The 22,760-nt window shown below is 70.2% G+C and carries 22 protein-coding genes; 9 read left to right on the forward strand and 13 right to left on the reverse strand.

Annotated elements, in window-relative coordinates; all coding sequences use genetic code 11:
• Positions 1-17: 17 nt before the first annotated feature.
• From ABH927_RS26215 to ABH927_RS26235, 5 genes are read right to left on the reverse strand one after another with little or no spacing between them, the layout of a single operon-like run.
• Entirely contained in the window at positions 18-1,091 is a 1,074-nt protein-coding gene (locus ABH927_RS26215) for a peptidase C39 family protein (protein WP_370025760.1), read from the reverse strand.
• 18 nt (positions 1,092-1,109) lie between these two features.
• Positions 1,110-2,816, reverse strand: coding sequence for a dipeptide ABC transporter ATP-binding protein (locus tag ABH927_RS26220; RefSeq protein WP_370025762.1), 1,707 nt, complete (start codon positions 2,814-2,816; stop codon positions 1,110-1,112).
• Entirely contained in the window at positions 2,813-3,634 is an 822-nt protein-coding gene (locus tag ABH927_RS26225) for an ABC transporter permease (RefSeq protein ID WP_370025764.1), read from the reverse strand. The genes ABH927_RS26220 and ABH927_RS26225 overlap by 4 nt, the downstream gene beginning before the upstream one ends.
• A complete protein-coding gene (locus tag ABH927_RS26230) occupies positions 3,631-4,590 on the reverse strand; it encodes an ABC transporter permease (protein ID WP_370025766.1) in 960 nt (319 codons plus the stop codon). Before ABH927_RS26230 ends, ABH927_RS26225 begins: the two co-directional genes overlap by 4 nt.
• A 6-nt stretch (positions 4,591-4,596) precedes the next feature.
• Positions 4,597-6,273: an ABC transporter substrate-binding protein gene (locus tag ABH927_RS26235; protein WP_370025768.1), complete on the reverse strand. Its 1,677-nt coding sequence runs from the start codon at positions 6,271-6,273 to the stop codon at positions 4,597-4,599.
• A gap of 328 nt (positions 6,274-6,601) precedes the next feature.
• Here ABH927_RS26235 and ABH927_RS26240 point away from each other — a divergent pair, with 328 nt between their 5' ends.
• Positions 6,602-8,002, forward strand: a complete 1,401-nt coding sequence (locus tag ABH927_RS26240; RefSeq protein ID WP_370025770.1) for a sensor histidine kinase — start codon at positions 6,602-6,604, stop codon at positions 8,000-8,002.
• On the opposite strand, the gene ABH927_RS26245 is transcribed toward ABH927_RS26240, so the two are convergent.
• Positions 7,966-8,142, reverse strand: a complete 177-nt coding sequence (locus ABH927_RS26245; protein WP_370025772.1) for a hypothetical protein — start codon at positions 8,140-8,142, stop codon at positions 7,966-7,968. The two genes, ABH927_RS26240 and ABH927_RS26245, sit on opposite strands and share 37 nt — an antisense overlap.
• A gap of 166 nt (positions 8,143-8,308) precedes the next feature.
• Entirely contained in the window at positions 8,309-8,968 is a 660-nt protein-coding gene (locus ABH927_RS26250) for an aspartate/glutamate racemase family protein (RefSeq protein WP_370025773.1), read from the reverse strand.
• Positions 8,969-9,192: 224 nt separating this feature from the next.
• On the opposite strand from ABH927_RS26250, the gene ABH927_RS26255 reads away from it, so the two are divergent.
• The 4 genes from ABH927_RS26255 (at position 9,193) to ABH927_RS26270 (ending at position 15,279) form a co-directional block, all read left to right on the forward strand.
• Positions 9,193-9,804 (forward strand): cupin domain-containing protein, encoded by a 612-nt coding sequence (locus ABH927_RS26255; RefSeq protein WP_370025775.1) that lies wholly within the window; start codon positions 9,193-9,195, stop codon positions 9,802-9,804.
• 377 nt (positions 9,805-10,181) lie between these two features.
• Positions 10,182-10,544 carry a DUF1304 domain-containing protein gene (locus ABH927_RS26260; RefSeq protein ID WP_370025776.1) on the forward strand — a complete coding sequence of 121 codons (363 nt, stop codon included), beginning with the start codon at positions 10,182-10,184 and terminating at the stop codon, positions 10,542-10,544.
• 445 nt (positions 10,545-10,989) lie between these two features.
• Positions 10,990-12,534, forward strand: a complete 1,545-nt coding sequence (locus ABH927_RS26265; RefSeq protein WP_370025777.1) for a beta-N-acetylhexosaminidase — start codon at positions 10,990-10,992, stop codon at positions 12,532-12,534.
• A gap of 87 nt (positions 12,535-12,621) precedes the next feature.
• Positions 12,622-15,279 carry a glycosyl hydrolase 2 galactose-binding domain-containing protein gene (locus ABH927_RS26270; protein ID WP_370025779.1) on the forward strand — a complete coding sequence of 886 codons (2,658 nt, stop codon included), beginning with the start codon at positions 12,622-12,624 and terminating at the stop codon, positions 15,277-15,279.
• Between the two features lie 116 nt (positions 15,280-15,395).
• On the opposite strand, the gene ABH927_RS26275 is transcribed toward ABH927_RS26270, so the two are convergent.
• The 6 genes from ABH927_RS26275 to ABH927_RS26300 form a co-directional block, all read right to left on the reverse strand.
• A complete protein-coding gene (locus ABH927_RS26275; protein ID WP_370025781.1) occupies positions 15,396-16,643 on the reverse strand; it encodes a styrene monooxygenase/indole monooxygenase family protein in 1,248 nt (415 codons plus the stop codon).
• Between the two features lie 132 nt (positions 16,644-16,775).
• On the reverse strand, positions 16,776-17,324 hold the full coding sequence (locus ABH927_RS26280) for a dihydrofolate reductase family protein (protein ID WP_370025784.1): 549 nt from the start codon (positions 17,322-17,324) through the stop codon (positions 16,776-16,778).
• A gap of 114 nt (positions 17,325-17,438) precedes the next feature.
• Positions 17,439-18,089: an ArsR/SmtB family transcription factor gene (locus ABH927_RS26285; RefSeq protein ID WP_370025786.1), complete on the reverse strand. Its 651-nt coding sequence runs from the start codon at positions 18,087-18,089 to the stop codon at positions 17,439-17,441.
• Positions 18,090-18,156: 67 nt separating this feature from the next.
• Positions 18,157-19,554, reverse strand: coding sequence for an FAD-binding oxidoreductase (locus ABH927_RS26290; RefSeq protein ID WP_370025788.1), 1,398 nt, complete (start codon positions 19,552-19,554; stop codon positions 18,157-18,159).
• A 482-nt stretch (positions 19,555-20,036) separates the two neighbouring features.
• Complete coding sequence (locus ABH927_RS26295) at positions 20,037-20,408, reverse strand: STAS domain-containing protein (RefSeq protein WP_370025790.1); 372 nt, start codon at positions 20,406-20,408, stop codon at positions 20,037-20,039.
• A gap of 237 nt (positions 20,409-20,645) precedes the next feature.
• The gene (locus ABH927_RS26300) at positions 20,646-20,828 is read right to left on the reverse strand and encodes a hypothetical protein (RefSeq protein WP_370025792.1); all 183 of its coding nucleotides are present in this window, start codon (positions 20,826-20,828) and stop codon (positions 20,646-20,648) included.
• A 358-nt stretch (positions 20,829-21,186) separates the two neighbouring features.
• Between ABH927_RS26300 and ABH927_RS26305 the strand changes: the two genes are divergently transcribed.
• From ABH927_RS26305 to ABH927_RS26320, 4 genes are all read left to right on the forward strand, one after another.
• Complete coding sequence (locus ABH927_RS26305) at positions 21,187-21,558, forward strand: ClpX C4-type zinc finger protein (RefSeq protein WP_370025794.1); 372 nt, start codon at positions 21,187-21,189, stop codon at positions 21,556-21,558.
• A gap of 77 nt (positions 21,559-21,635) precedes the next feature.
• Positions 21,636-21,785, forward strand: coding sequence for a hypothetical protein (locus ABH927_RS26310; RefSeq protein WP_370025796.1), 150 nt, complete (start codon positions 21,636-21,638; stop codon positions 21,783-21,785).
• Between the two features lie 156 nt (positions 21,786-21,941).
• Positions 21,942-22,355 carry a universal stress protein gene (locus tag ABH927_RS26315; RefSeq protein WP_370025797.1) on the forward strand — a complete coding sequence of 138 codons (414 nt, stop codon included), beginning with the start codon at positions 21,942-21,944 and terminating at the stop codon, positions 22,353-22,355.
• A 62-nt stretch (positions 22,356-22,417) separates the two neighbouring features.
• Complete coding sequence (locus ABH927_RS26320) at positions 22,418-22,648, forward strand: hypothetical protein (RefSeq protein WP_370025799.1); 231 nt, start codon at positions 22,418-22,420, stop codon at positions 22,646-22,648.
• Positions 22,649-22,760 lie beyond the last annotated feature (112 nt).

Consider the following 22,760-nt stretch of genomic DNA (forward strand, 5'->3'; position numbering starts at 1 on the left):
CCCCAAAAAAACGCAGATCAGGCGGGCGGCCTGCGGAGTAGCACCATGCCGCGGTAGCTCGGCGAGCCGTACCACGCGAGGCGGTCCAGGGTCGCGGCCGGCAGCGGCAGGTCGAGGGCGTCGGCGTAGGTCTCACCCAGGTCCGCGTCGGTCCAGGGGTCGTTGGCGTAGAACACGTCGCCGTCGAAACCGTGGACGGTGATCCAGTGCGGACAGCTCTCGGCGTGCATGCCGAGCTGCTCGATCAGCACGAGCGCGATCGCCCCGCCGTCGAGCGCCTCGCGCAGTCTCCCGAGGTCGTACGCCGTGGTCTCGACGGCGATGCCCCGACCGGCCAGCTCGGCCCGGAACCCCGACTGGATGAACGCCCGGAGGTCGCGCTCCTCGTCCGTACGGCACAGCTCCAGCAGGATCGGCTCCTCGGTGGACAGCAGCACCTCCGGGACCGCCCCCCGACCGGCGGCGGCCAGCGCCAGGCCGAGGGGTTCGCATCCGCCCACGGTGGTCGCCTCCCGCCACAGGCGCATCTCCTCCGCGCGGTCCGGCTCGTCGCGCAGTCCGAGCCCGCACAACCCCATCTGCAGGGCGGCGGGGCCGCAGGTGAAGTCGGTCGTCTGCCGCATGTACGGCACGGCCCTGGCGGGCGGGTGGCCCCGCCAGCGCACGTGGGCGAATCCGGTGTCACGTGGATCGGCGGTCACGGGAGCCGCCCAGGCCGGAACCGGTAGCTCCCGATAGCCCCGGTCGAGCGACCGCCGCCAGGCGGCGTCCCTCTCGGGGAACCACCGCTTCACCGCGACCGCGCCCTCCCGGAAGGCCCGCTCCTCGACGGCGGCCACGAGCGCGTCGCCCACGCCCTCGTCCGGGGCCCACACATCGACGATCTTGCGATACGCGGTCATGGGCCGGTGGACCTCGAAGGCCGCGCCGGCCAGCGCCCCGTCCCTCCTGGCGGTCACGAGCGTGCGGACCTGGGCGCCGCCCGCGAGCCGCCAGCGGCGCAGCAGATCCTCGGGCAGCTCCCCGGCTCCGGCGGCGACCTGTCCCACGTCGCCGATCACGGGCAGCATGTCGATCTGGAGTTCTGGCATGGTGGTCCGAAACCTCGCTTAGTGGGCCGCCGGGATCGAGGCGAGCAGCCGCCGGGTGTATTCGTGTGCCGGTGAGCCCAGCACGGAGGTGACCGGCCCGGCCTCCACCACGCGGCCGTGCCGCATGACGTAGACCCGGTCGGCGATCTGCCGGGCGACCGCCAGGTCGTGGGTGATGAACAGCAGGGTCAGCCCGAGCTCGCGGCGCAGCTCCGCCAGGAGGTTCAGCACCTGGGCCTGGACCGACACGTCGAGGGCGGACACCGGCTCGTCGCACACGAGCACACCGGCGCGCGGAGCGAGGGCGCGGGCGATGGCGACCCGCTGGCGCTCGCCCCCGGACAGGGCCTTCGGCCTGCGCCGGGCGTAGGCCGCCGGCAGCCCGACGAGTTCGAGCAGCTCGCCCACCTCGGACTTCGGGCGCCCGGCCGCGGCGAGCGCCTCGGCCAGCGACGTCCCGACGCTGAGCCCAGGATTGAGCGCGGAGTACGGGTCCTGGAACACCATCTGCACCCGCCTGGGCCCGGCGGCGGAGTCGTGGAAGACGACCCGCCCGGTGTCCGGCCGTTCCAGCCCGGCGACGCACCGCGCCAGCGTGGTCTTGCCGGAGCCCGATTCCCCGACCACCGCGACCGACTCGCCGGCCAGGAGCTCCAGGTCCACGCCGGCCAGCGCCGGCGCGGCCGCGCCGTGATACCGCTTGGCCAGCCCCTCGACCGTGAGCAGCGGCGTGGCCTCCGAAGGCGGCGCGGCTTCCGCGCCGGCGTGGTCTTCATCCGCGACCGGCCGCGCCGCCGTCTCCGGGCGGACGCAGGCCGTCCGATGTCCGGCCGACACCTCGGCCAGCGCCGGCTCCGCCGTACGGCACGCTTCCACGGCGAACTCGCACCGCGCGGCGAAGGCGCAGGCGGCGCCGACGGAGAACGGCTGGGGCACTGAGCCGGGAATGGTCGGCAGCACCGGAAGCCGGCGCGTGAGCGGGGGGTCGCAGGCGGCCAGACGTGCCGTGTAGGGGTGGGCGGGCGCGTGGAGCACGTCGGCGGTGGCGCCCTCCTCGACCAGCCTTCCGGCGTACATGACCATGATCCGATCCGCCCTGCTCTGGGCCAGCCGCAGGTCATGGGTGATGAGGATCAACCCCATGCCGCGGCCGCGCTGGAGGTCGGCGATCAGCTCCAGGACCTCGTGCTGGGTGGTGACGTCGAGTGCCGTCGTCGGCTCGTCGGCGATCAGCAGGCCGGGATCGGCGGCCAGGGCGGCGGCGATCGCGGCCCTCTGGCGCATGCCGCCGGACAGCTGGAAGGGATACTTCCCGGCGACGTCGGCGGGCAGCCCGACCTCGGCCAGGAGCGCCGTGACCCGGCCGGTCCGCCGGCGTGCGGTGACCGCCCACCCGATCTGCTCGCCGATCCGGTGGACCGGAGAGAGCGAGGTGAAGGGGTCCTGCGGGAGCAGCGCCATCCCGGATCCCCGCACGCCCCGCCAGGACGACTTCGGGCCGCCCAGGTCGAGCCGCGTGCCGCCGATCTCCAGCCGGCCGGAGGCCCGCACCCCGTCCGGCAGCAGTCCGGCGATCGCCTTGACGGTCATCGACTTGCCCGAGCCCGACTCGCCCACGATGGCGACCGTCTCGCCGGGCGCCACCGTGAGATCGAGACCGGCGACGATGGTGCCCGACGCCGCGGCGACCCTGAGATCCCGTACGGCCAGCAGGGGTGCGGTCATCGGGCCACCACCCGGCGGTCGAGCAGCTCCGACAGCCAGTCGCCGAGCAGGTTCACGGCCGTGGCGGTGATGATGATCAGCACCCCCGGGACGACCGCGGCGAGCGGGTTGTCGCCGAGCAGTTCCCGGCCGTCCGCGAGCTGGCGCCCCCAGTCCGGCGCGCCGGGCGGGACGCCGAGGCCGAGGTAGGAGAGCGACGACAGCGCGACGAGCGCGAACGCGACGTTCAGCAGGAGGTTCGCGACGACGATCGGGAAGATGTTCGGCGCGATGTGCCGGAACATGATCCGGAAGGGCCGGATGCCGAGGAGCCGGGCCGACTCGATGTAGGGCCGTGGCGCCTGCTCGATCACCGCGCTCCGGACGAGGCGCACGTCCGACGGCGAGAACAGCACGATCAGCACCGCGACGGTGATCCAGTAGCCGCGGCCGATCACGCCCGCGACGACGATCGCCAGCAACACGGCGGGAAGGGCGAGCAGCAGGTCGGCGTAGCGGCCGGCCAGCATGTCGGCGACGCCGCCCCGATATCCCGCGACCGTGCCGAGGAAGAACCCGATCAGCATCGAGCCCGCGGCGACCACGAGCGGACCCGCCAGCGCGGACCGGGCGCCGGCCAGCGAGAGCTGGAGGATGTCCCGGCCGAGCTGGTCGGTGCCGAACAGGTGGCCCTCGACCCCGCCGCCGACCACCCCCAGGTAGATGTCCTGGTCGAGGGCGTGCGGGGCGACGAGCTCCCGGGCCACGGCGCAGACGGCGACGAACGCGAGGAGGGCGGCCGAGACGGCGGGCACGAGCGGCACGCGGATCCGGCTCATCGGCGGGCCGTCCTGGCTCGCACGCGGGGATCGATCAGCAGGTACGACAGGTCGACCAGCAGCGCCGCGGCCGAGACCACGGCGGCCACCACCAGGGTCAGCGCCTGCACCACCGGGATGTCCTTGAACAGCACCGACTCCTCCATCAGCGACCCGAGGCCGGGAAGGGCGAAGGTGACCTCAATGAGGACGGTCCCTCCGAACAGGTACGCCACCATCAGCCCCAGGCTGGTGACGATCGGGATGGCCGCGTTGCGCAGCACGACGCGCAGCACCGTCCGCTCGGACAGCCCCCGGCCCCGGGCGAAGGTCACGTAGTCCTGGTCCAGCTCCCGGATCACGGCCGCCCGGGTCAGCTTCACGACGAACGCGCCCAGGCCGAGGGCGAGCGCCGCCGCCGGAAGGACGAGATGCCACAGACCGTCGAGGAAACCGGTGCCGGTGCCGTACAACGGGAACCAGCCCAGACCGAGCGCGAAGACGTACAGCGCGAGCAGGCCGACGGCGAAGCCCGGGGCGCTGACTCCGACCACCGACAGTCCCACCAGGAACCGGTCGGGCCACCGGCCGCGCCGCATCGCCGACGCGATCCCCGCCGGCACGCCCGAAAGGACCGACAGCAGGAACGCCAGCCCGGCGGTGGCCGCGGTGACCCCGGTCCGGTCCAGCATCGTCGGCCCGATGGGCCCTCCGGTGCGGATGGAGGTGCCGAAGTCGCCGGCCGCCGCGCGCGACAGCCACCGCCAGTACTGCTGAAGGAACGGCTCGTCCAGGTGGTGCAGCGCGCGGACCTGGGCCAGGGCCTCAGGGGTGACGTTGCGGGTGCCGAGCAGGTTCCTGGCGATGTCGCCGGGCGCGAGGTACAGCAGGCCGAAGACCAGCAGCGACAGGGCCAGCAGCAGGAGCAGCGTGGCGCCGGTCCGCCGCAGGGCGAAGGCGAGGACGGTGGTGCTCAACGGTGCTCACTTCGCCGGGTAGAGATGTCCGGGCCAGTCGGCCAGCAGGGTGTAGGAGCTGTAGTCACTGATCCCGATGGCGTCGGTGAACGCGGTGGCCGACTGACCCCACCACAGCGGCAGGTACGCCAGGTCCGCGGCCTGCGCGGTCTGCGCCTCGATGAGCAGCGCGGCGCGCCTGGCCTGGTCGCGCTCCGCGGCGGCCTTGGCCATCGTCGCCGCGACCGCGCCGTTGGCGTACTTCGCCGGGTTGCCCTCGCCGAGGAACCAGCTCGCCAGCTCGCCCGGGTCGCCGGTCGTGTTGAAATACCACATGTAGCTCAACGCGGGGCCGGAGTTCAGCTCCGCGAGCCACTGCTCGATGGGCAGTTCCTTGACGTCGAGCGTGATCCCGATCTTCTTCAGGTCGGCGGCGAACGCCAGCGCCGCCGTGCCCAGGTGCGGCCCGGTGCTCGGGTACGACAGGGTGGCGGTGAAGCCGCCCGGCACCGAGGACCGGGCCAGCTCCTGCTTCGCCTGCTCCAGGCTGTAGGCGTACTGCGGCACGGCGGCCAGCTCCCTGCCGGCCTGCTCGGGCGTCCACAGGCCGCCGAACTGCTCCGGCGTGGACAGCGCGGTGGCGACCTGGGCGCGTCCGCGCAGGATCTTCGACACGATGGCGTCGCGGTTCACCGCGTGCGCGACGGCCCGGCGGACGTGGACGTCGTCGAACGGCTTGGCCGACACGTTGAACGTCAGCCCGGCGTACGACCGGTCCGCCGCGTAGACCACCCGGGTGTGGGCCGCCGACTCCCACTGCCGCGCCTGCGCGAGGGGGACGTTCAACGACATGTCGGTCTTGTTGGCCTTCCAGGCCAGCAGGCGGGTGTTGTCGTCGGCGATGAAGTCGAACCGGATCGTGGCGATCCTCGGCCGCGGGCCCGGCCGGCCCTCGACCCGCGTGAACTCCACGTGGGAGTCGGGCGCGAACTCGGTGACCTTGTACGGCCCCGAGCCGACCAGAAGCGACGTGGCCGTGCCGATCTGCCCCTTCGCCCGCTGCCAGGCCGCCTTGGGCGCGACCCACAACGCGTTGACGTTGGCGGGCAGCCAGGCGAACGCCTCGCTGGGGGTCTTGCTCGTAAGCGTGATCTCGTTGGGACCGGACTTGACGGCCTTGCCGAGGCCCGCCCAGTAGGACGCGGTGCTGGGGGAGACCTTGGGGTCCCTGGCCATCTCGATGGAGTACAGAATGTCCTCGACCGTGACCGGGCTGCCGTCGTGGAAGACGGCGTCGGTGCGGATCGTGTAGACGTAGGTCGTGGGGGACGGGTGCTCGAAGCCCGAGGCCAGGGCGGGAACGATCTTGCCGGAGGCGTCGACCCCGACCAGGCCCTCCATGCAGATGCCCGCGACGTAGTAGTTCAGGATCCCCGACTCCTGGCCGGGATAGAGGTTCGAGAGCGATCCCGGCAGCGAGACGCGCAGGACCTCGAGGTCCCCGCCCGTGTCATGGCCGATGGCGGCGTTCCCGGCCGGCCGGGCGGACTGCTGTGACTGTGACGACTGTGACGACTGTGACGTGGACGGCGACACGCCGCACGCCTCAAGCAGCGCGGAGGCGGACAGGGCGCCCACGCCTGTGACGGCCGCCTTCAGCAGCCCCCGGCGACTGTACGCGCCCCGCATGTCGATACCCGCCATAACCTCACCCTTCCGGCAGTGTGTCCACCAGGATGCACCAAGTGGGGAGGAACAGTAAACACCTTGGGGGTGTGACCTTCCAGGCTCTTCCGCTAGGGATCGTGGGGAACGGCCCGCCAGGCGCGGTCGCCGGCGGGGCGCGGGCAAACCGGAGGGAAAGCCCTGTTCTTCCACCCGTCACGCACTGCTCTCTTTTAGGTCGAATAACTGGGATTTGCCTCTCATCTTCTGTCTGTAATGGGCGACCCTAAATATGGTTTGTGGCCACGGCGGTTTGCCGGAGAGGTAGGGCCGGCCCGCCGGCGGGATATGTCCTGGAAGGAGACAGGTGGCGTCTTTTCTACGCCTGTGCTCGATCCAGGCGCGTTTCACGATGGCCGCGTCGGCACTGTCCATGATCGTTTTTGTGGGGGTCGGCGTGATCCTCGACTACGCGGTGCGGACCACCATCCGGTCCGACATGTACGCCGAGACCCAGCGGGCCGGCACCGAGTGGTTCGCGGCGATGAGGTCCGGCTACGCGGTGCCGAAGGCCCCCATCAGCCGCGTCACCCTCTTCCAGGTGGTGGACTCCCACGGCCGCGTCGTCCACTCCAGCGAGTCACTGGCCGGCATGCCGCCGATCAGCACGGTCCGCCCACCGGCCGGCGACCGGATCCAGCACCGGACCGAATGCCTGCGGGGAGGGGAGTGCGTCATGCTCAGCGCCATCCGGGTCTGCCCGCAGGAGGCCGGCCGGCTGTGGGCCGGCGAGCCCCACACCGTCTATGCCGGCATGGTCGAGCCGATCATCCTCGCCACGGACCGCCTGGAGATCTACACCGCCACGGGCGGCCTGCTGGCCGTCGCCGTACTCGCCGTGATGAGCTGGTGGGTCGCGGGCCGGACGCTGCGGCCGGTGGCGGCGATCCGCGCGAAGATGTCCGAGATCACGGTGAGCGACCTGAGCCTGCGGGTGCCCGAGCCGTCGGGCCGCGACGAGGTCGCGCAGCTCGCCCGCACCGCCAACGAGACCCTGGCCCGGTTGGAGGGGGCCGTGGAGCAGCAGCGGCAGTTCGCCTCCACCACCTCTCACGAGCTCAGGACCCCGATCAGCGGTCTCCGCGCGCGGCTGGAGGAGGCGCTCCTCTACCGAAACCACGTCGATCCGCACGAGACCATCGAGGCCGCGTTGTCGATCACCGACCGGCTCGAAGCGATCATCAGCGATCTCCTCCTGACGGCCCGTCTCCGCTCCGGCGACTCCGTGCCGCCCGAGGTGATCGACCTCGGCGCACTGGTCACGCGGGAGGCGGCGGCCCGGGTGACCGGCGTGCCCGTGCGCGTCGACGCCGGCCCGGACGTCAGGGTCCGCGGCTGCCGGATCCAGCTCATCCGGGTCCTCGACAACCTGCTGACCAACGCGCAGCGGCACGCGACCGGGGCCGTCGAGGTCACGGTCGAGAGCAGGGACGGCCAGGCCGTCGTCGCCGTGGTCGACGACGGATCCGGCATCGCGCCGGAGGACCGGGAGTGCGTCTTCGAACGCTTCACCCGCCTCGCCGACGGACGCCGGCGCGATCCCGGCGGCAGCGGACTGGGGCTCGCCATCTCCCGCGACATCGCCCAGGCCCATGGCGGGACGCTGCGGATCGAGGACTCCGATCGCGGCGGCCGGTTCGTTCTCCGGCTACCACTGGCCAAAGCCGGGGCTCAACGGGGCAGGAACGACAGATCGCAGCCGTGCTGAGCGCTCAACGCCCGGATATGGAGACGATCGTCCGAGGACAGACGCTTCGCCAGGCCGTCCAGCTCGGCCAGCAGGGCGAGCACCTCGCCGTCCCGGCCGAGGCCCCCGGTGAGCGCCAGGGGGATGGCCGTGTGGCTCACGCCGGAGAGATACACCGAGCTCTACACCGACAACCTGCCGAGCTGTGCGAGAGTTACCGCAAGGGCCACCCCGGGCCGCCGTACGGGCGCTGACGGGTCTCTGAGGGATCGCCTGGCGGCTCAGGTGTCTCCGGATGTCGCCGGCCGCGTGACATCTCAGCACGTCTCAGGCCGCTCCGAACGGCCGGACGCCGAGACGGACGAGGGACTCCGCGCACGTGATCGCCGCCGTGAGGCCGTCGACGACCGGCCTGCCGGTGGCGCGGGCGACTTGGCCGGCGAGCCCCGCCATGCCGCCGCAGCCGAGCACGACGACCTCGCCTGAGGCCCGCCGGGCCGTGCCGGCGATCGTCTCGACCGCGGCGTCGCGGTCCTTGACCAGGTCGGGAACGCCGAGCCCGGTCGGCAGGATCTCCGCGCAGCGGCCGTCCAGGCCGAGCGTGCGAAACCGGTCCGCCACGACCGGGACCGCGCGCTCGGTGGAGGTCACCACCGTGTAGGTGCGGCCGAGCAGCCCGGCGAGCGCCGGGCCGCATTCGGTGATGTCGAGCACGGGCGCCCCGATGATCTCCTGGGCGGCCTCCCGGCCGGGCTCTCCGAATCCGGCCAGCACCACCGCGTCGGCCTCGCCGCCGAGCCGGGCGACGCAGTCGAGCACGCCCACGGCGCTCAGCAGCACCTCCCGCTGGCCGGTGAGCTCGACCGGGCCGCTGGCGGGCTGGGCGGCGACGATCTCCGTACCGGAAGAGGCGACCGCCTGGGCGGCCTGCCGGATCAGCTCCGTGCAGGCGCCGACGCGGTTGGGGTTGACCACCAGGATTCGCACGGCTCTCGCTTTCTCTCAGACGGTTTCGAGGCTGGCGGGCGGGCGGCGATCACTTCGACGGCCGGCGCGTCTTCGTGGACCTTCGCGCTGCGGGCGTAGTAGATGGCGCCGCCGGGGACGAGCCTGAGGATGGGGGGCACTGTGAAGCTAGGACTGAACATCGCGTTAAGTATGTACTTCACGTAACGTCTGCGTGTCACGCGCCGCGGCATAGGATCCAGGTCATGGCCGGTCCGCGGATCGACGATCAGGAGCTGGGGGCTCGCATTCGCGAGCTGCGGGTGGGGCGGGGGCTCTCACTCCGCCGCGTCGCGGACCTGCTGGGGATCAGCCCCAGCGCGCTGTCCCAGATAGAGCGGGGCCGGATGCGCCCCTCCGTGACCCGGCTCTACCAGATCATGTCGGTGCTCGACATCCCGATGGCCGCCGTCTTCGGGGAGGGGGAGACGCCCGAGCCCCCTGCCGGCCCTCTCGACTCCCTCGGCGGCGAGGGGAAGAGCGACGAGATCATGGTCGTCCGGGGCGACGAGGCGACCACGCTCCTCCTGGGCCACGGCGTGCGCTACCGCAGGCTGACGCCGGTCGCCGTGCCGGGGATGAACATCTTCGAGTCGATCTACCCGCCGGGCTCCGGCTCCAGCCAGCACTCCGAGTACGTCTGCCATGGCGGCCGCGAGATCGGCAACGTCATCAGCGGCACGCTCGTCGTCGACGTGGGAGCGGAGACCCATGAGCTGGGCCCCGGAGACTCGATCACGTTCCCGTCGACGACCCCCCACAGGATCTCCAACCCCGGAGACACCCCCGCCGTCGCCGTCTGGATCAACCTCACCTGAAGGCCGTATCCCGTTACAGGCTCAAGCGCTTCGGCGGACGGCGTCGATAGCCTCTACTGTCTCCCGATCCTTTCGCGCCTCGGCCACGATGTCGCGACAGCAGCGAGGGCGATGGTCTTCGCCGCTCTCGAAGCAACCCACCCAAGGGAAGCGCTGCCGGATGAGCTCGTAGCCGACCCGGGTCTCGTCGACCTCTGAAGCTCCGGCGCCCTTGTCCATGTCCCGAGTGTGGACAACCACATTGCGAGCATGGATCATCACGTTGAGTAGCGCAGGGCTTTGTGGCTGAAATGGAGGTGCGCTGGCCGTACCGCCGGAAGTGGGGCCTTTGTGCTTGAATGCTCCGGGCAAGCGGGAGATCTTCGTGAGGAGTGCGTGTGAAGCTGCTGGCGGATCTGACGGTGGCGGCGGTGGCGCTCCTGCACGTCTACATCCTCGTGCTGGAGATGTTCCTCTGGACCACGCCACGGGCGAGAAAGGCATTCGGCACGGACGCCGACTTCGCCGAGAAGAGCCGGGCTCTCGCCGCTAACCAGGGCCTTTACAACGGGTTCCTCGCCGCCGGCCTGATCTGGGGGCTGATCGCCCCCGACCCGGCCGGATTCCAGTTCAAGGTCTTCTTCCTGGCCTGCGTCGCGGTGGCCGGTCTGTACGGCGCCGCCACGGCCAGCAGGAAGATCCTTTTCGTCCAGACCGTGCCCGCCCTGATCAGCTTGGCCCTGGTCCTGCTGGCCCGCTGAGCTCCTGAAACCGGCCGCCGGCGGTCGCTCCGCCCGGTATGACCTGCCCGGCTCATCGCCGCTCTTCGCTGAGCCTGTATAACCGTCATCCGGCGGGAAGCCCGGCCTCACTTCGCGGTTCGTACTCGACCGCGCGCTACCCATGGCAGTCGTGTAGTCGCGGACGTCAACCATGTGCGTGCGCGCCGCTCGGGGTCGCGCGGCACAGGGTGGGCAGTGCCTCCCTGCTATACGGAGCGGCGGGCCGCGCGCAGCGTTAAAAAAGGTCCTTTACTATCAGGGGCCGGAAACTTATGGTGGCCTTAAGAGGACGACGGGGGATGGCACAACTCGTGCTCGCGGGCGTGTTCCGTGTGGCATGGGGCGACCCCCGGAGGAGTAATTGAAGATCGGCGGCAGACGGTACGCACGTGTTGCCCTGGTTCTCGCTCTAGCCACTTCCGCGATGTGGACGGCCGGGGGCGGCAACGCCGCACAGGCCGCCGTCACGCCGGTGCCGTTCAGCTCGGTCGTTCCCGCGGTCGCCAGTTCGACCCCGGCGGCGGGCGTCACGTACGGCATCGGCGCCACGACCACCATCTACACCGACTCCTCCTCGACTGCGGCGGCGGCGATCGGCGGCTACCTGGCCGCGATCCTGCGCGGCTCCACCGGCTATCCGCTTCCGGTCACCGCCGCGACCGGCTCCGCACCGGCCGCCGGGATCTCGCTGCTGCTGTCGGGCGCGCCGAGCAGTGTGGGTGACCAGGGCTACCAGCTGGACGTGACCGCGACGTCGGTCGTGGTGCGCGCCAACCAGCCGGCGGGCCTGTTCGCCGGGGTGCAGACGCTGCGCCAGCTGCTGCCCCCGGCCGCCGAGAGCACGACCGTCCAGCCCGGGCCGTGGCCCGTCGCCGGCGGGCGCGTCGTCGACTCGCCCCGGTTCGGCTACCGGGGCGCGATGCTCGACGTCGCCCGGCACTTCTTCCCGGTGGCGACGGTCAAGCGCTACATCGACGAGATCGCGCTCTACAAGGTCAATTACCTGCACCTGCACCTGTCCGACGACCAGGGATGGCGCATCGCCGTCAACAGCCGGCCGAACCTCGCGGTGTACGGCGGGAGCACGGCCGTCGGCGGCGGGCCGGGCGGCTACTACACGCAGGACGACTACCGGCAGATCGTGGCCTACGCCGCCTCCCGCTACATCACGATCGTCCCCGAGATCGACATGCCGGGGCACACCAACGCCGCCCTCGCCTCCTACGCCGAGCTGAACTGCGACGGTGTGGCGCCGCCGCTCTACACCGGGACGGATGTCGGGTTCAGCTCGCTGTGCACCTCGAAGGAGCTCACCTACACCTTCATCGACCAGGTCGTCGGTGAGCTGGCCGCGCTGACGCCCGGGCCGTACCTGCACATCGGCGGCGACGAGGCCCAGAGCACTCAGCCGGCCGACTACGCCGCGTTCATCAACCGCGTGCAGCAGATCGTCGCGGCGCACGGCAAGACCGTCGTCGGCTGGCACGACGTCGTCAACGCCACGCCGCTCCCGTCCACGGTGGCGCAGTTCTGGGGCACGACGACGCGTAACTCGGCCGTGTCGGCCGCCGCCCAGCGCGGTACGAAGGTCCTCATGTCGCCCGCCAACCGGGCCTACCTCGACATGAAGTACAACTCCCGCACCACCCTCGGCCAGAACTGGGCCGGCGTCATCGACGTCAAGACGGCCTACGGCTGGGACCCCGGGGCGTACCTGAGCGGGGTGGGGGAGTCGTCGGTGCTCGGCGTCGAGGCGCCCCTGTGGACCGAGACCATCACGAGCCTGGCCGACGTCGAGTACATGGCCTTCCCCCGGCTGCCCGCGATCGCCGAGCTCGGCTGGTCGCCATACGCCACGCACGACTGGACGGCGTTCAAGACCCGGCTGGGCGCCCAGGGCCCGCGCTGGCACGTCATGGGCCTGAACTACTACCACTCCACCCAAGTGACCTGGCCGGCGGGCTCGTAGCGCCGTCCATCCCCACCGGGTCCCCCCATATGCCGGCTCGCGTCACCCATCGGCGGGCCGGCACCGGCAAGAAGGAGTCCATCTCCAATGTCCCTTGTGAAAAGCCGCACCCGGGTCCTCGTGTCCCGGGTGCTGGCCGTCCTCCTCATGGTGCTCGCCGTGGGAGTCGTCGAGACAGGCGGCGCCACGGCCGCCACGGTCAGCTCCACGGAGCTGACCACCGGGTGGTCGCTGAAGTCGGCCACCGGAGTCACCGACACCGGCGCCGCCATCTCCCAGGTCGGGTACGGCACGTCCGGCTGGAACCCTGTCAAGCTTCCCTCGACGGTGCTGGCCGGGCTGACCGCCAACAACGTGTACCAGAACATCTTCTTCGGGCAGAACCTCAAGAACGTGCCCGACCTGACCGGCCAGAACTGGTGGTTCCGCGGCGAGTTCACCGCGTCCGCGCTCAGCCCGGGACAGGTGTACTGGCTCCGTTTCAAGGGGATCAGCTACCGGGCGCAGATCTGGCTGAACGGCACGCAGATCGACGCCAACGCCGTCGGAAGCCTGGTGGTCCACGAGTACAACGTCACCAACCTGATCAAGCCGGGAGCGGCCAACGCGCTCGCGATCCTGGTGACGCCGCCCGCCCACGCCTGCAAGGACCTGTCCTTCTGCACCGTGGACTGGAACCCCGAGGCCCCCGACATGAACGCGGGCGTGTGGGGCAAGACGCTGCTCGACACGACCGGCCCCGTCGCGCTGCGGGACCCGTACGTCAAGACGGTCCTGCCGCTGCCCGCGACGAACTCGGCCGACCTGACCGTCTACGCCGACGCGATCAACGCGACGAACGCGCCGGTCACGACGACGATCAGCGGCACGATCACCAAGCCGGGCTATCCGACGATCTCGTTCAGCCAGGACGTCACACTGAACGCGAACGAGCGGCGTGAGATCGCCTTCACTCCGGCGGCGTTCCCGCAGCTCCACGTCACCAACCCCGCCCTGTGGTGGCCCTACCAGTTCGGCAGCCCGGAGCTCTACCAACTGGCGCTGACCGCGACGGCCGCCGGGGCAACCTCGGACACCAAGTCGATCAACTTCGGCGTCCGCCAGTTCACCGACTACCGGCAGACCGTCAACGGCACCTCGTTCGCCGGCTACAAGGTCAACGGCCAGAACATCCTGTTCCGCGGCGGCGGCTACATGTGGGACATGCTCCAGCGCTGGGACACCAAGACCAACGCGGCGCACGTCCAGTACGTCAAGGACATGGGCCTCAACACGATCCGCTTCGAGGGCACCCTCGGCAACGAGGAGCTGTACGACATGGCCGACAAGGCAGGCATCATGATCATGCCTGGCTTCGTCTGCTGCAGCGCCTGGGAGAACGACAGCACGTGGACGGCCGAGCAGGCGCAGGTGGCCAACGCCTCCCTGGACAGCCAGATGCGCGCGTTCCGCGCTCACGCCGCCACGTTCCTGTGGACGTACGGCAGCGACCAGCCGCCCACCGCGGCGCACCTGACGACCTACAAGAACACCGCCGCCGCGCTGCACTGGCAGAACCCGACGCTCGACAACGTCGCCACCTGGTCCAACGCCAACGCGGGCATGAAGATGGACGGCCCGTACGTGTGGGAGCCGCCGGTCCTGTGGTGGGACACCACCAAGGCCGGCAGCGCGTTCGGCACCACCGGCGAGGAGGGCACCGAGTCGCCGCCGCCGCTGGAGAGCCTGCAGAAGTTCCTCGCCCCCGCCGACCAGTGGCCGATCGGGACCGCGTGGAACTTCCACTCGGGCAACCCGGGCAGCGTCTTCGACAACACCACGCCGTTCACGACCGGCCTCAACAGCCGGTACGGCACGACCACGAGCGCGGCCGACTACTCGAAGAAGTCGGAGGTGCAGAACTACGAGAACACCAGGTCGTTCTTCGAGGCGTGGAGCGCCCACGAGTACACCCAGTCCTTCGGCACCATCTTCTGGATGCTCAACAGCGCCTGGCCGTCCGTCCACTGGAACCTGTACGACTACTACTTCAAGCCGGGCGGCGGGTACTTCGGCAGCAAGAAGGCCAACGAACCCGTGCACATCAGCTACGACTACGCCACCAAGAAGGTGTTCGTCGTCAACTCGACGCTGGCGGCGCGCAGCGGCCTGACGGCGACCGCGACGGTCTACAACATCCCGGACCTGACCCAGAAGTACACGACCCAGGTGGCCGTCACCGCGCCGGCCAACGCGTCCACGCAGGTCCTGACCATTCCGGCGATCACCGGCCTCTCGGCGACCTACTTCATCCGTCTCCAGGTCAAGGACTCGGCGGGCGCGGTGGTCAGCAACAACCTGTACTGGTACTCGACCCAGGCCGACGCGCTCGGCAACAAGAGCAACTGGTACCGGACGACCCCCAAGACCTACGCCAACCTCACCGGGCTCAACAGCCTGGCGTCGAACTCCGGCGTGACCGCGACCGCCACGCGGACCGTGGCCGGCGGCCAGGAGACCGCCACCGTCACGCTGACCAACACGAGCGCGACCAACATCGCGTTCTTCCTGCGGCCGGAGGTGACCGCCGGGAACGGCGGCAACGAGGTCCTGCCGGTCAACTACACCGACAACTACGTCTCGCTCTTCCCGGGCGAATCCACCAAGATCACCGCGACCTACCAGACGAGTGATCTCGGTGGTCAGGCGCCCTACCTGCGGGTGAGGGGCTACAACATCCCCACCGCGTCGATCCCCATCCCGTAAGGCACGGCACTCACCGGCTCGGCCGGGGCGGCGGAGGTCCCTCGTCAGGAGGGATCTCCGCCGTCGTCGTCAGTAAGGGCGACCGCGGGTCAGCGGCTGGACCGCGGGGCCGGCGGCTACGACGCCACAGGCAGCGGGACCTGGAGGCCGTGGGCCGCCAGCACGGCGTCGACCTTCGCGGGGTCGGAGAACAGCGCCCAGGCGGACACCGGGTCGCTGAACAGGTTGATGAAGAGGCCGGCCACGTCCTGCGACATCGCGGCCCCGACGAAGAGCCGGAGAAGGTGCTCGGCCGGCGGCTGGAGGAACGCGTTGGACCACTCGGTCACCGGCCCGGCGACCTCCCACATCGTGTCGGCCACGGACCACGCGAACCGCTCGTCGTACGGCCCGCCGGCGGCGATGGCCTCCGCCGCCACCCAGGCGCAGTGCGAGCCGAGGTTGGCGCCCTGGCCGGTGACCGGGTCGTTGGTGATCCACGCGTCCCCGATGGCGAGGGCCACCCGGCCCGTGGAGAGCGGCGCGACCGGCGTGCGAACCACCGGCGTGACGGCGCCCTGCAGCAGGTCGTCCGGGCCGAGCGGGCCGAACGAGCCGGAGTCGATCCGCTCGGCGATCCGCGGCGCGTGCTCCCCGAGCAGCTTCTCCAGTGTCCGGGTGAACGTCTCCGGATCGTCCTGGTAGGACAGCCGGGTCACTGCCTCCATCGGGCCGCCGGGGATCGCCTCGACCAGCATCGCGGCGGTCAGGCCGTGCCGAGTCCACATCGGCATCTGGAAGATCTCACATACGCCCGGCGAGACGTTGTAGCCGAAGCCGTCATGGGCGATGCCGGTGTAGAGGCCGGCGAGGAGCGACCGCTGCGGGCGGTCGTAAGGGGACCGGCTCTCGTCGCGGGGGAAGAGCTCGGCGACGGAACGCCGGCCGGCCGCCACCACCATCAGCTCGTGGCGGGCCGACCACGCGTCGACCTCCGCCGCGCCCGGGGACGGCTCCGTCGCCACGAGCCGCCCGCCGCGGGCGGTGAAGTCGTCGAGCAGGGCCGGCAGCAGCAGGCGGAAGTCCAGCCCGTGGAAGGGGTCGTCCAGGGCGCCGCCGAACTCCAGTGGGGGCTCGCCCGTGATGGAGATCCGCGCCGTGCCGACCAGGCTGCCTTCCATCGAGAAGTGCTCGCTGCCCAGCGCACGCTCGCGGGCGAGCGTGCGCTTCATCCGGGCGACCGTGTTGGGCAGCCGCCCCCGCCTCATCTGGTCCGCTGTGCTCTCGGCGTACACGGTCACGTCCACGCCGAGCTGCTGCAGCCGGAGTGCCAGGGTCAGGCCGGAGATCCCCGTGCCGACGACGCCGATTCCGTTGGTGGTCATTTGTTTGCTCCCTTCCGCCTCTATTGACCACCACCCCTCTTGGCAAGTAATTGGATTCCGCTTGCCCTGCGCTTGTAGTGCCGATCGCCGTATTTACGGCGCTATCTGAAAGCGGAAATCAGGAGAGCCGTTTCACGCGGCGGGCTCGTAGGTCAGGGAGAGGACGCCGGTGCTGAAGGTCTTCGAGTCGACGAGCTTCAGGGGCTGCTGGTCGGTGCCGTCGGGGAAGAGGCGCTGGCCACTGCCCACGACGATCGGGTGGACCAGCAGCAGGAGCTCGTCGAGCAGGTTGTCCCGCAGCAGGGACCGGACCAGGGTGGCGCTGCCGCTGATCGAGATGTTCTTCCCGGGCTGCTGCTTCAGCTTGGTGAGCTCCTCGACGACGTTGTCGCGGATCACGGTCGTGTTCTGCCAGTCGAGCTTGTCCAGGGTCGAGGAGACGACGAGCTTGGGCGTGTTGTTCATCTGGTCCGCGAGCGGGTCCTCCGCGGTGGTCTGGTGGGGCCAGTAGGCGGCGAACTCCTCATAGGTCCGCCGCCCCAGCAGCATGGTGTCCGCCCCGGCGGCCTGCGAGCCGACCGCCTCGCCCAGCTCCTCGTTGAAGTAGGGGAAGTGCCAGTCCTGCGGCGCCTCCACGACGCCGTCGAGTGACACGAAAAACGCGGCGACGATCTTCCTCATGACATCTCCTTAGAAGGTGCGGTGTCGCACATCGGGAAATCAGCGGCGGCATGAGAACCGCCGGGCATGCCGTACGGAAGCGGGCGCTGTGGTGCGGCGCGGCGGATGGGCGGTTCAGGACTCCGTCGTCGCGGTGTCCGTCTCGGATGTCCCGATCTCGGGGGTTTCGGAGACCTCGGCGGTGCGGGCCTTGACGCTCGGATGGATGGCGACGATCACGCGGTGGTCGCGCCCGCCTTCGGCGGTCTCGTCGTGATATTTGCTGACCAGCGTGGCGACCGCGTTGGCCAGTTCCTCGGCGAAGGCGGCGCGATCGGCGGCCGAGGCGAAGCGGACCTCGCCGTCCAGGGCGAACGTCGCGACTCTCTTCTTGGCCTTGGACGCGCCGGTGATGAGGGCGCCTACATCGCGGACGAGCTGGGAGGCCACGGCGAGCAGCCAGCGCGCCGACAGCCGGTCGGGGGAGCGGTCGGGGTCGGGGGCCACGGCGGCGAGCGCGGTCGGCGAGATCACGTAGGACGCCGCCGTGGCGCGCATCACCCGCTCGGTGACGTTGCCCTTGCGGCGCTCCTCCACCAGCTCGACGAGCCCGTGCTGCTCTAGGGTCTTGAGGTGGTAGTTGACCTTCTGCCGCGCCAGGCCGACCTTAGCGGCCAGCATCGTGGCCGACGCCGGCTCGGCCAGCTCGGCCAGCAGCCGGGCCCGCACCGGGTCCAGTGAGACCTCGGCCGCAGCCGGGTCCTCGATCACCGCCACTTCGAACATGTCTTCAACCCTTTCACCGACAATATCTGTCGTCAAGACCTGCCAAATTGTCGGGACGGCAGGAGGGTCACGCCATCGCCGCGCCTCGCGTACGGGGGTCCGCGCTCGGCTCAGGGGCGATGTTGAGGTTGGTGCGGAAGAAGTTGGCGGGGTCGTAGGCGCGTTTGATCTGGCGCAGCCGCCGGTGGTCGGCGGGGGTGTGGGCGGTGTGGGTCCGGGTGGGGTCGGTCAGGAAGTTGAGGAACGACCCGCCGGTGGCGTACGGCTGGAGCGCCTCGGGCAGGCCGGGGACGTCCGTGTTGACGATGACGGACAGGTGGGCGGAGCGGTGGCCGATAGGGCCGGCGTCGGGGCCGGGCTCGGCCATGGCGCCGCCCCAGTGCCGGATCTCGATCGTCTGGGCGGGGGCGTCGGCGTGCCCGCCGGCCTCGGCGAGGGTGGTGATCACGGGGTCGGGGAGGGCCTCCAGCAGGTCTAGGTGGCAGACGGCGGTGCCGCCCATGGAGGCCTGTCCGAACCTCGTCACAGCGAAGTCCTCCCACAGCGCGGGGCCGGTGGCCCGCCACAGCGGGGCGAGCAGGCTTCGCGCGTGGTCGGCGTCGCCGGCGTGCATGGCCTTCAGGACCAGCACCCGCCTGCCCCGCACCGGCTCGGGGGTCTCGGCGGTGGCGGGCATCTGGCGCAGCAGCAGGGCGGTGCTCAGCTCCCTGGGTGCGGTGGCGGTCCAGTCGCGGTAGGCGGCCAGCGCGTGCGCGGCGCGGCCGGGATCGGTGGGGAAGTAGGCGGCCCCGGCGTAGACCGGGGCGACGGGGTAGAGGCGGAACTCCAGGGAGGTGACGACGCCGAAGTTGGCGCCGCCGCCGCGCAGCGCCCACCACAGGTCAGGGTGACTGTCGGGGCCGGCGGTGATGACGTGGCCCTCGGCGGTGACCACCTCGGCGCGCAGCACGCTGTCGGCGGCGAACCCGTGGGCGCGGGACAGCCAGCCGAGGCCGCCGCCCAGGGTGTAGCCGGTGACGCCGACCTCGGGGGACGACCCGGCCAGCGGCGCGAGCCCGAACGGCGCGGCGGCCTCGATGACCTCGCTCCACAGGGTGCCGGGCCCGACCCGGGCGGTCCTTCGGTCGGGGTCGATCAGCACGGTGCTCATCCGGGTGGTCTTCAGCAGGATCCCGCCGTCGCAGGGGACGTGGGTGCCGTGCCCGGTGGCCTGCACCGCGAACGGCAGGCCGTAGTCGCGGGCGGTGACCAGCGCGGCCCGCACGTCGGCCGGCCCGGCCGCCTCGGCGACCAGCGCGGGGCGGGGATCGACCGCCGGGTTCAGCGACTGCCGCAGTTCGTCGTAGTCTCCCTGGCCCGGCAGGTGCACCAGCCCGTCGAACTCCCGCCGCAACCGTCGCACGGCAGCCGGGACGCCGCTGCCGGGTGCCGCGAGCGGCGGCTGCGTCTTCGTGCTCTGGCCCATTAGGTGATCCTTCTCTGAGTGTCCGCACGTCAGGCGCCCGGCCACGACGTCGGCCGGAACCACGATGGCCTTCGGCCACGCTTCTAAGGTGTCACCGACAAAATCTTTTGTCAAGACTTTTGGAATTGTCGGCACTCAGGCGGATGATGTGATGTCGACTCTCACGAGCTGGGAGCCGTCGGCGGCGCCTTCCCGAGGCGCGGTGGACAGGGCCGCTTTACTGGGGCTTTCGCGTGTACGGCGATGGCCGGTCCCCCGTGATCGGGCGAACGGGCTGCGCGGTGTCGCCCACGCGTGCGGCGGGGCAACGGGGTGTGCGATGTCACCCGCGCCCGCGATGGGGTGAACGGGAATCGCGATGTCACCCGCGCCCGCGCGATCGGGCGGCGCGGACCGGAGTCGGCGAGGATCGGAGTGCGTACGGCTGGCCGGTCCCCGCGGATGTCGGTCTCCTCCGCCGGTGCGTGTTCCTGGGACGTGGCCTAACGCGGGGGAGCGGCCTCCATTAGGGCGTTTTCCGTCAGCAAGGCCGCCGCGGGCGATTCGTAAATCTCGAAGACGTGCCGCAATCGGGTGGCGTCGAGGATGACGTCGAGGGTGCCGTGAACCCCGGCGAGCCGGAGCCCGCCGCCCGCTCTCTTGGTGGCGCTGTCGGCCTCAAGCAGGATCTCCAGCCCGGTCGAGTCACAGAACCGCAGGCCTGAGGTGTCCACGACGACCGTGTCGCGTCCCGCGCGGATGATTTCGCGGAATGCTCTCCTGAGGAGGCCGCCTGTCGCGATGTCGAGTTCACCGGCTACCGCGACCATGGCCGGAGGACCATCCTGGACAGTGATGTTGAGCTGCGATGCCATATGAGCGCCTTCAGCGGAATCGGGGCATGCTGTCGCAAATGACGCTATCTGCTGACGGGTCAGCGGCCAGTAACGGCGACACTCAATCGGGGCTCATGAAAGGCCGTTGTGCCAGGCACTCACCATGGTTGCGCTAACTCCGTAAAGCGCGCCACCGCGCCGATACCGACATAAGACGACTTATGTGGCATAAGCCACATGACTGGATTTTATGGGCAGGGACGCTAGGGATCAGGCTCAGTCCTCCTTGATGTCGTCCGGCTGCTCCGTCGCCTGCTCCTCCTCTGGAGTAAGCCCTTCGAGCGCGTCACGGAGCGCCGCCCGCGAGGTGATCCCGAGCTTCGTGAAGATCTTGTAGAGGTGGGTGCTGACGGTTTCCCGGGAAGCTCGGGGACGTGGGGTTCGCCGGATCGTGATCATGCATGGATTCCGCCGTACGCGGCCTGATCAGTGCCGACACCGTTTGTGATCATGCGGTGTCCGCCCGTCGGGCGCACCCTCGTCATGCATGATCACGCTCCACAAAGCGCCAGGTAGGGCGGTGCGTGCGGGAGCATGTGCATGATCACGCGGCGAGGGCGGGGCGGAAGGGGCCCACACCTTCTTCCTTTCCTTGCTTGGCCAGCGCGCTAGGAGCGTGTCTCAGTAACGGCAATCGCCCTGCTGGTGGGGTGTTGTCGGCGAGGCGCTTCAGAGCGGTGCAAGGCGCATAGGAGTTGTCATGGATTCCCTGACGACCTATGCTGTCAGGGACATCCTGACATCTGAGGAGTGCGCTGTGACACTGGCTGACACCCTGGCCGAACCCGCTCGGTGTTCCTTCTGCGGCAAGCCGGCCACCGAGGTCGACAAGCTGGTCGCCGGCCCTGGCGTGTACATCTGCAACGAGTGCGTGGCTCTGTCCGCGTCGATCATCGACGGGAGCCTCAACAGCCCCGCAGGACCGCGCGTGCCCGTGTGGGAGTCGCTGACTGACGAGGAGATGCTGAGCCACATTCCGCGCGTCGCCGCGCACATCGACCAGGCCGAGGCTGACCTGCGCTCGTGGGTGCAGGAACTGCGCCGGCGCGGCGTCACCTGGGCCAGGATCGGGGAAGCTCTCGGGATCACCCGCCAGTCCGCGTGGGAGCGGTTCTCTGGCGAGGAGTGACGCGATCTGGGGCAGCCCGCCTGCCTCTGGGGATCTTTCGTGCGGCATGATCCCGGTATGCGTGGTGAGGCTGGGCTGTGAGTCCGGCGGCCGCGATGATCTCCGCCGCGGTGTTCGGCGCGGACTTCATGGCGGGCCCCACCGCGGCCACGATGATCGTGCGGCGTATGCTGCCGCAGAGTGTGTGGACCGCCGGGATCGCCCTGCTCACGTCGCCTTCTCCGTAGGTCAGGCGATCGGGCCGCTGGTGTCCGGCCCGCTGTCCGACAGCGAGGGCGGCATCGCGCGGGGCCTTTGGCTGTCGGTCGGCCCGCTGACTGCCGCCGAGGCGCAGCCCCGGACGAGACCGGTTTCCACATCCACAACCTGAAGAGGAAAAAGGCATGTACAAGCGCATTCTCGTGGCGATCGACAACTCGTCGCGGTCCGATCGCGTCCTGGAGACGGTCGAGTCCCTTGCCCGGCTCACCGGGGGGGCCGTCGACGTCCTGCACGCCGAGGAGTCCCATGTCGTGTACGACACGGTGGTGAAGGTTGAAGAGCACGATGACGCCCAGGCGGTCGTCGGCCGGGCCGTGACGCGCCTCACCGAGGCGGGCGTCCAGGCCAAGGGCGAGGTCGTGGAGGCGTTGAGCGGCCAGGTGCCCGACGTGATCCTGAACCGTGCGCGGGAGGCCGGCAGTGACCTCGTGGTCCTCGGCCCCCGGCACCACAGCAGGATCGGCGCGCTGCTCGGCGGGAGCGTCAGCGGGGAGGTCGCGCTGCACACGCCGATCTCGGTCCTGCTGGTCGTCTGAGAGAACAGAGGCCTGCCCGGTGTCCCGGAAACGTCCGAAGTGGTCGTCGCCTTTATGACGGTGTGCGACTCCTCGACGTGACCGGGCCACTGGAGGGCTTCGCTGGTGACGACCTTCTCTACGTCGTCGCCCGGAAATCGGGGCTGGGCTCCACGGAGACGCCGCACCGCGCCTTCGCCCGGGAGCTTCGGGTGACTCCCACGGCCTACCGCGCCCGCTTCCGGACCACCGGAACCGCCGGAACCGCCGGAAGCCCGGGAACCACGGGAACTACCGGAATTCGCCCCTCCTGAGGATCTACGGCCTCGGCGTTTAGTGCGATATCAAGAAATTTCTGGGCATTCGGCAAAACCCATGCATCACCGCGGTCACCGCGGATAACTTTCGAGGTCGAAGTTATCCGCC

The organism is Planotetraspora sp. GP83 (genome assembly GCF_041262585.1).
In the GTDB taxonomy this organism is placed as follows: domain Bacteria; phylum Actinomycetota; class Actinomycetes; order Streptosporangiales; family Streptosporangiaceae; genus JAOEGB01.

Excerpts from the sequence above, each read along its gene's own strand:
- ABH927_RS26295 (WP_370025790.1), bottom strand. The coding sequence starts at position 20,408 with ATGGCATCGCAGCTCAACATCACTGTCCAGGATGGTCCTCCGGCCATG.
- ABH927_RS26290 (WP_370025788.1), bottom strand. The coding sequence starts at position 19,554 with ATGGGCCAGAGCACGAAGACGCAGCCGCCGCTCGCGGCACCCGGCAGC.
- ABH927_RS26300 (WP_370025792.1), bottom strand. The coding sequence starts at position 20,828 with ATGATCACGATCCGGCGAACCCCACGTCCCCGAGCTTCCCGGGAAACC.
- ABH927_RS26225 (WP_370025764.1), bottom strand. The coding sequence starts at position 3,634 with ATGAGCCGGATCCGCGTGCCGCTCGTGCCCGCCGTCTCGGCCGCCCTC.
- ABH927_RS26265 (WP_370025777.1), top strand. The coding sequence starts at position 10,990 with ATGTGGACGGCCGGGGGCGGCAACGCCGCACAGGCCGCCGTCACGCCG.
- ABH927_RS26255 (WP_370025775.1), top strand. The coding sequence starts at position 9,193 with ATGGCCGGTCCGCGGATCGACGATCAGGAGCTGGGGGCTCGCATTCGC.
- ABH927_RS26220 (WP_370025762.1), bottom strand. The coding sequence starts at position 2,816 with ATGACCGCACCCCTGCTGGCCGTACGGGATCTCAGGGTCGCCGCGGCG.
- ABH927_RS26275 (WP_370025781.1), bottom strand. The coding sequence starts at position 16,643 with ATGACCACCAACGGAATCGGCGTCGTCGGCACGGGGATCTCCGGCCTG.
- ABH927_RS26315 (WP_370025797.1), top strand. The coding sequence starts at position 21,942 with ATGTACAAGCGCATTCTCGTGGCGATCGACAACTCGTCGCGGTCCGAT.
- ABH927_RS26280 (WP_370025784.1), bottom strand. The coding sequence starts at position 17,324 with ATGAGGAAGATCGTCGCCGCGTTTTTCGTGTCACTCGACGGCGTCGTG.
- ABH927_RS26285 (WP_370025786.1), bottom strand. The coding sequence starts at position 18,089 with ATGTTCGAAGTGGCGGTGATCGAGGACCCGGCTGCGGCCGAGGTCTCA.
- ABH927_RS26270 (WP_370025779.1), top strand. The coding sequence starts at position 12,622 with ATGTCCCTTGTGAAAAGCCGCACCCGGGTCCTCGTGTCCCGGGTGCTG.
- ABH927_RS26215 (WP_370025760.1), bottom strand. The coding sequence starts at position 1,091 with ATGCCAGAACTCCAGATCGACATGCTGCCCGTGATCGGCGACGTGGGA.
- ABH927_RS26235 (WP_370025768.1), bottom strand. The coding sequence starts at position 6,273 with ATGGCGGGTATCGACATGCGGGGCGCGTACAGTCGCCGGGGGCTGCTG.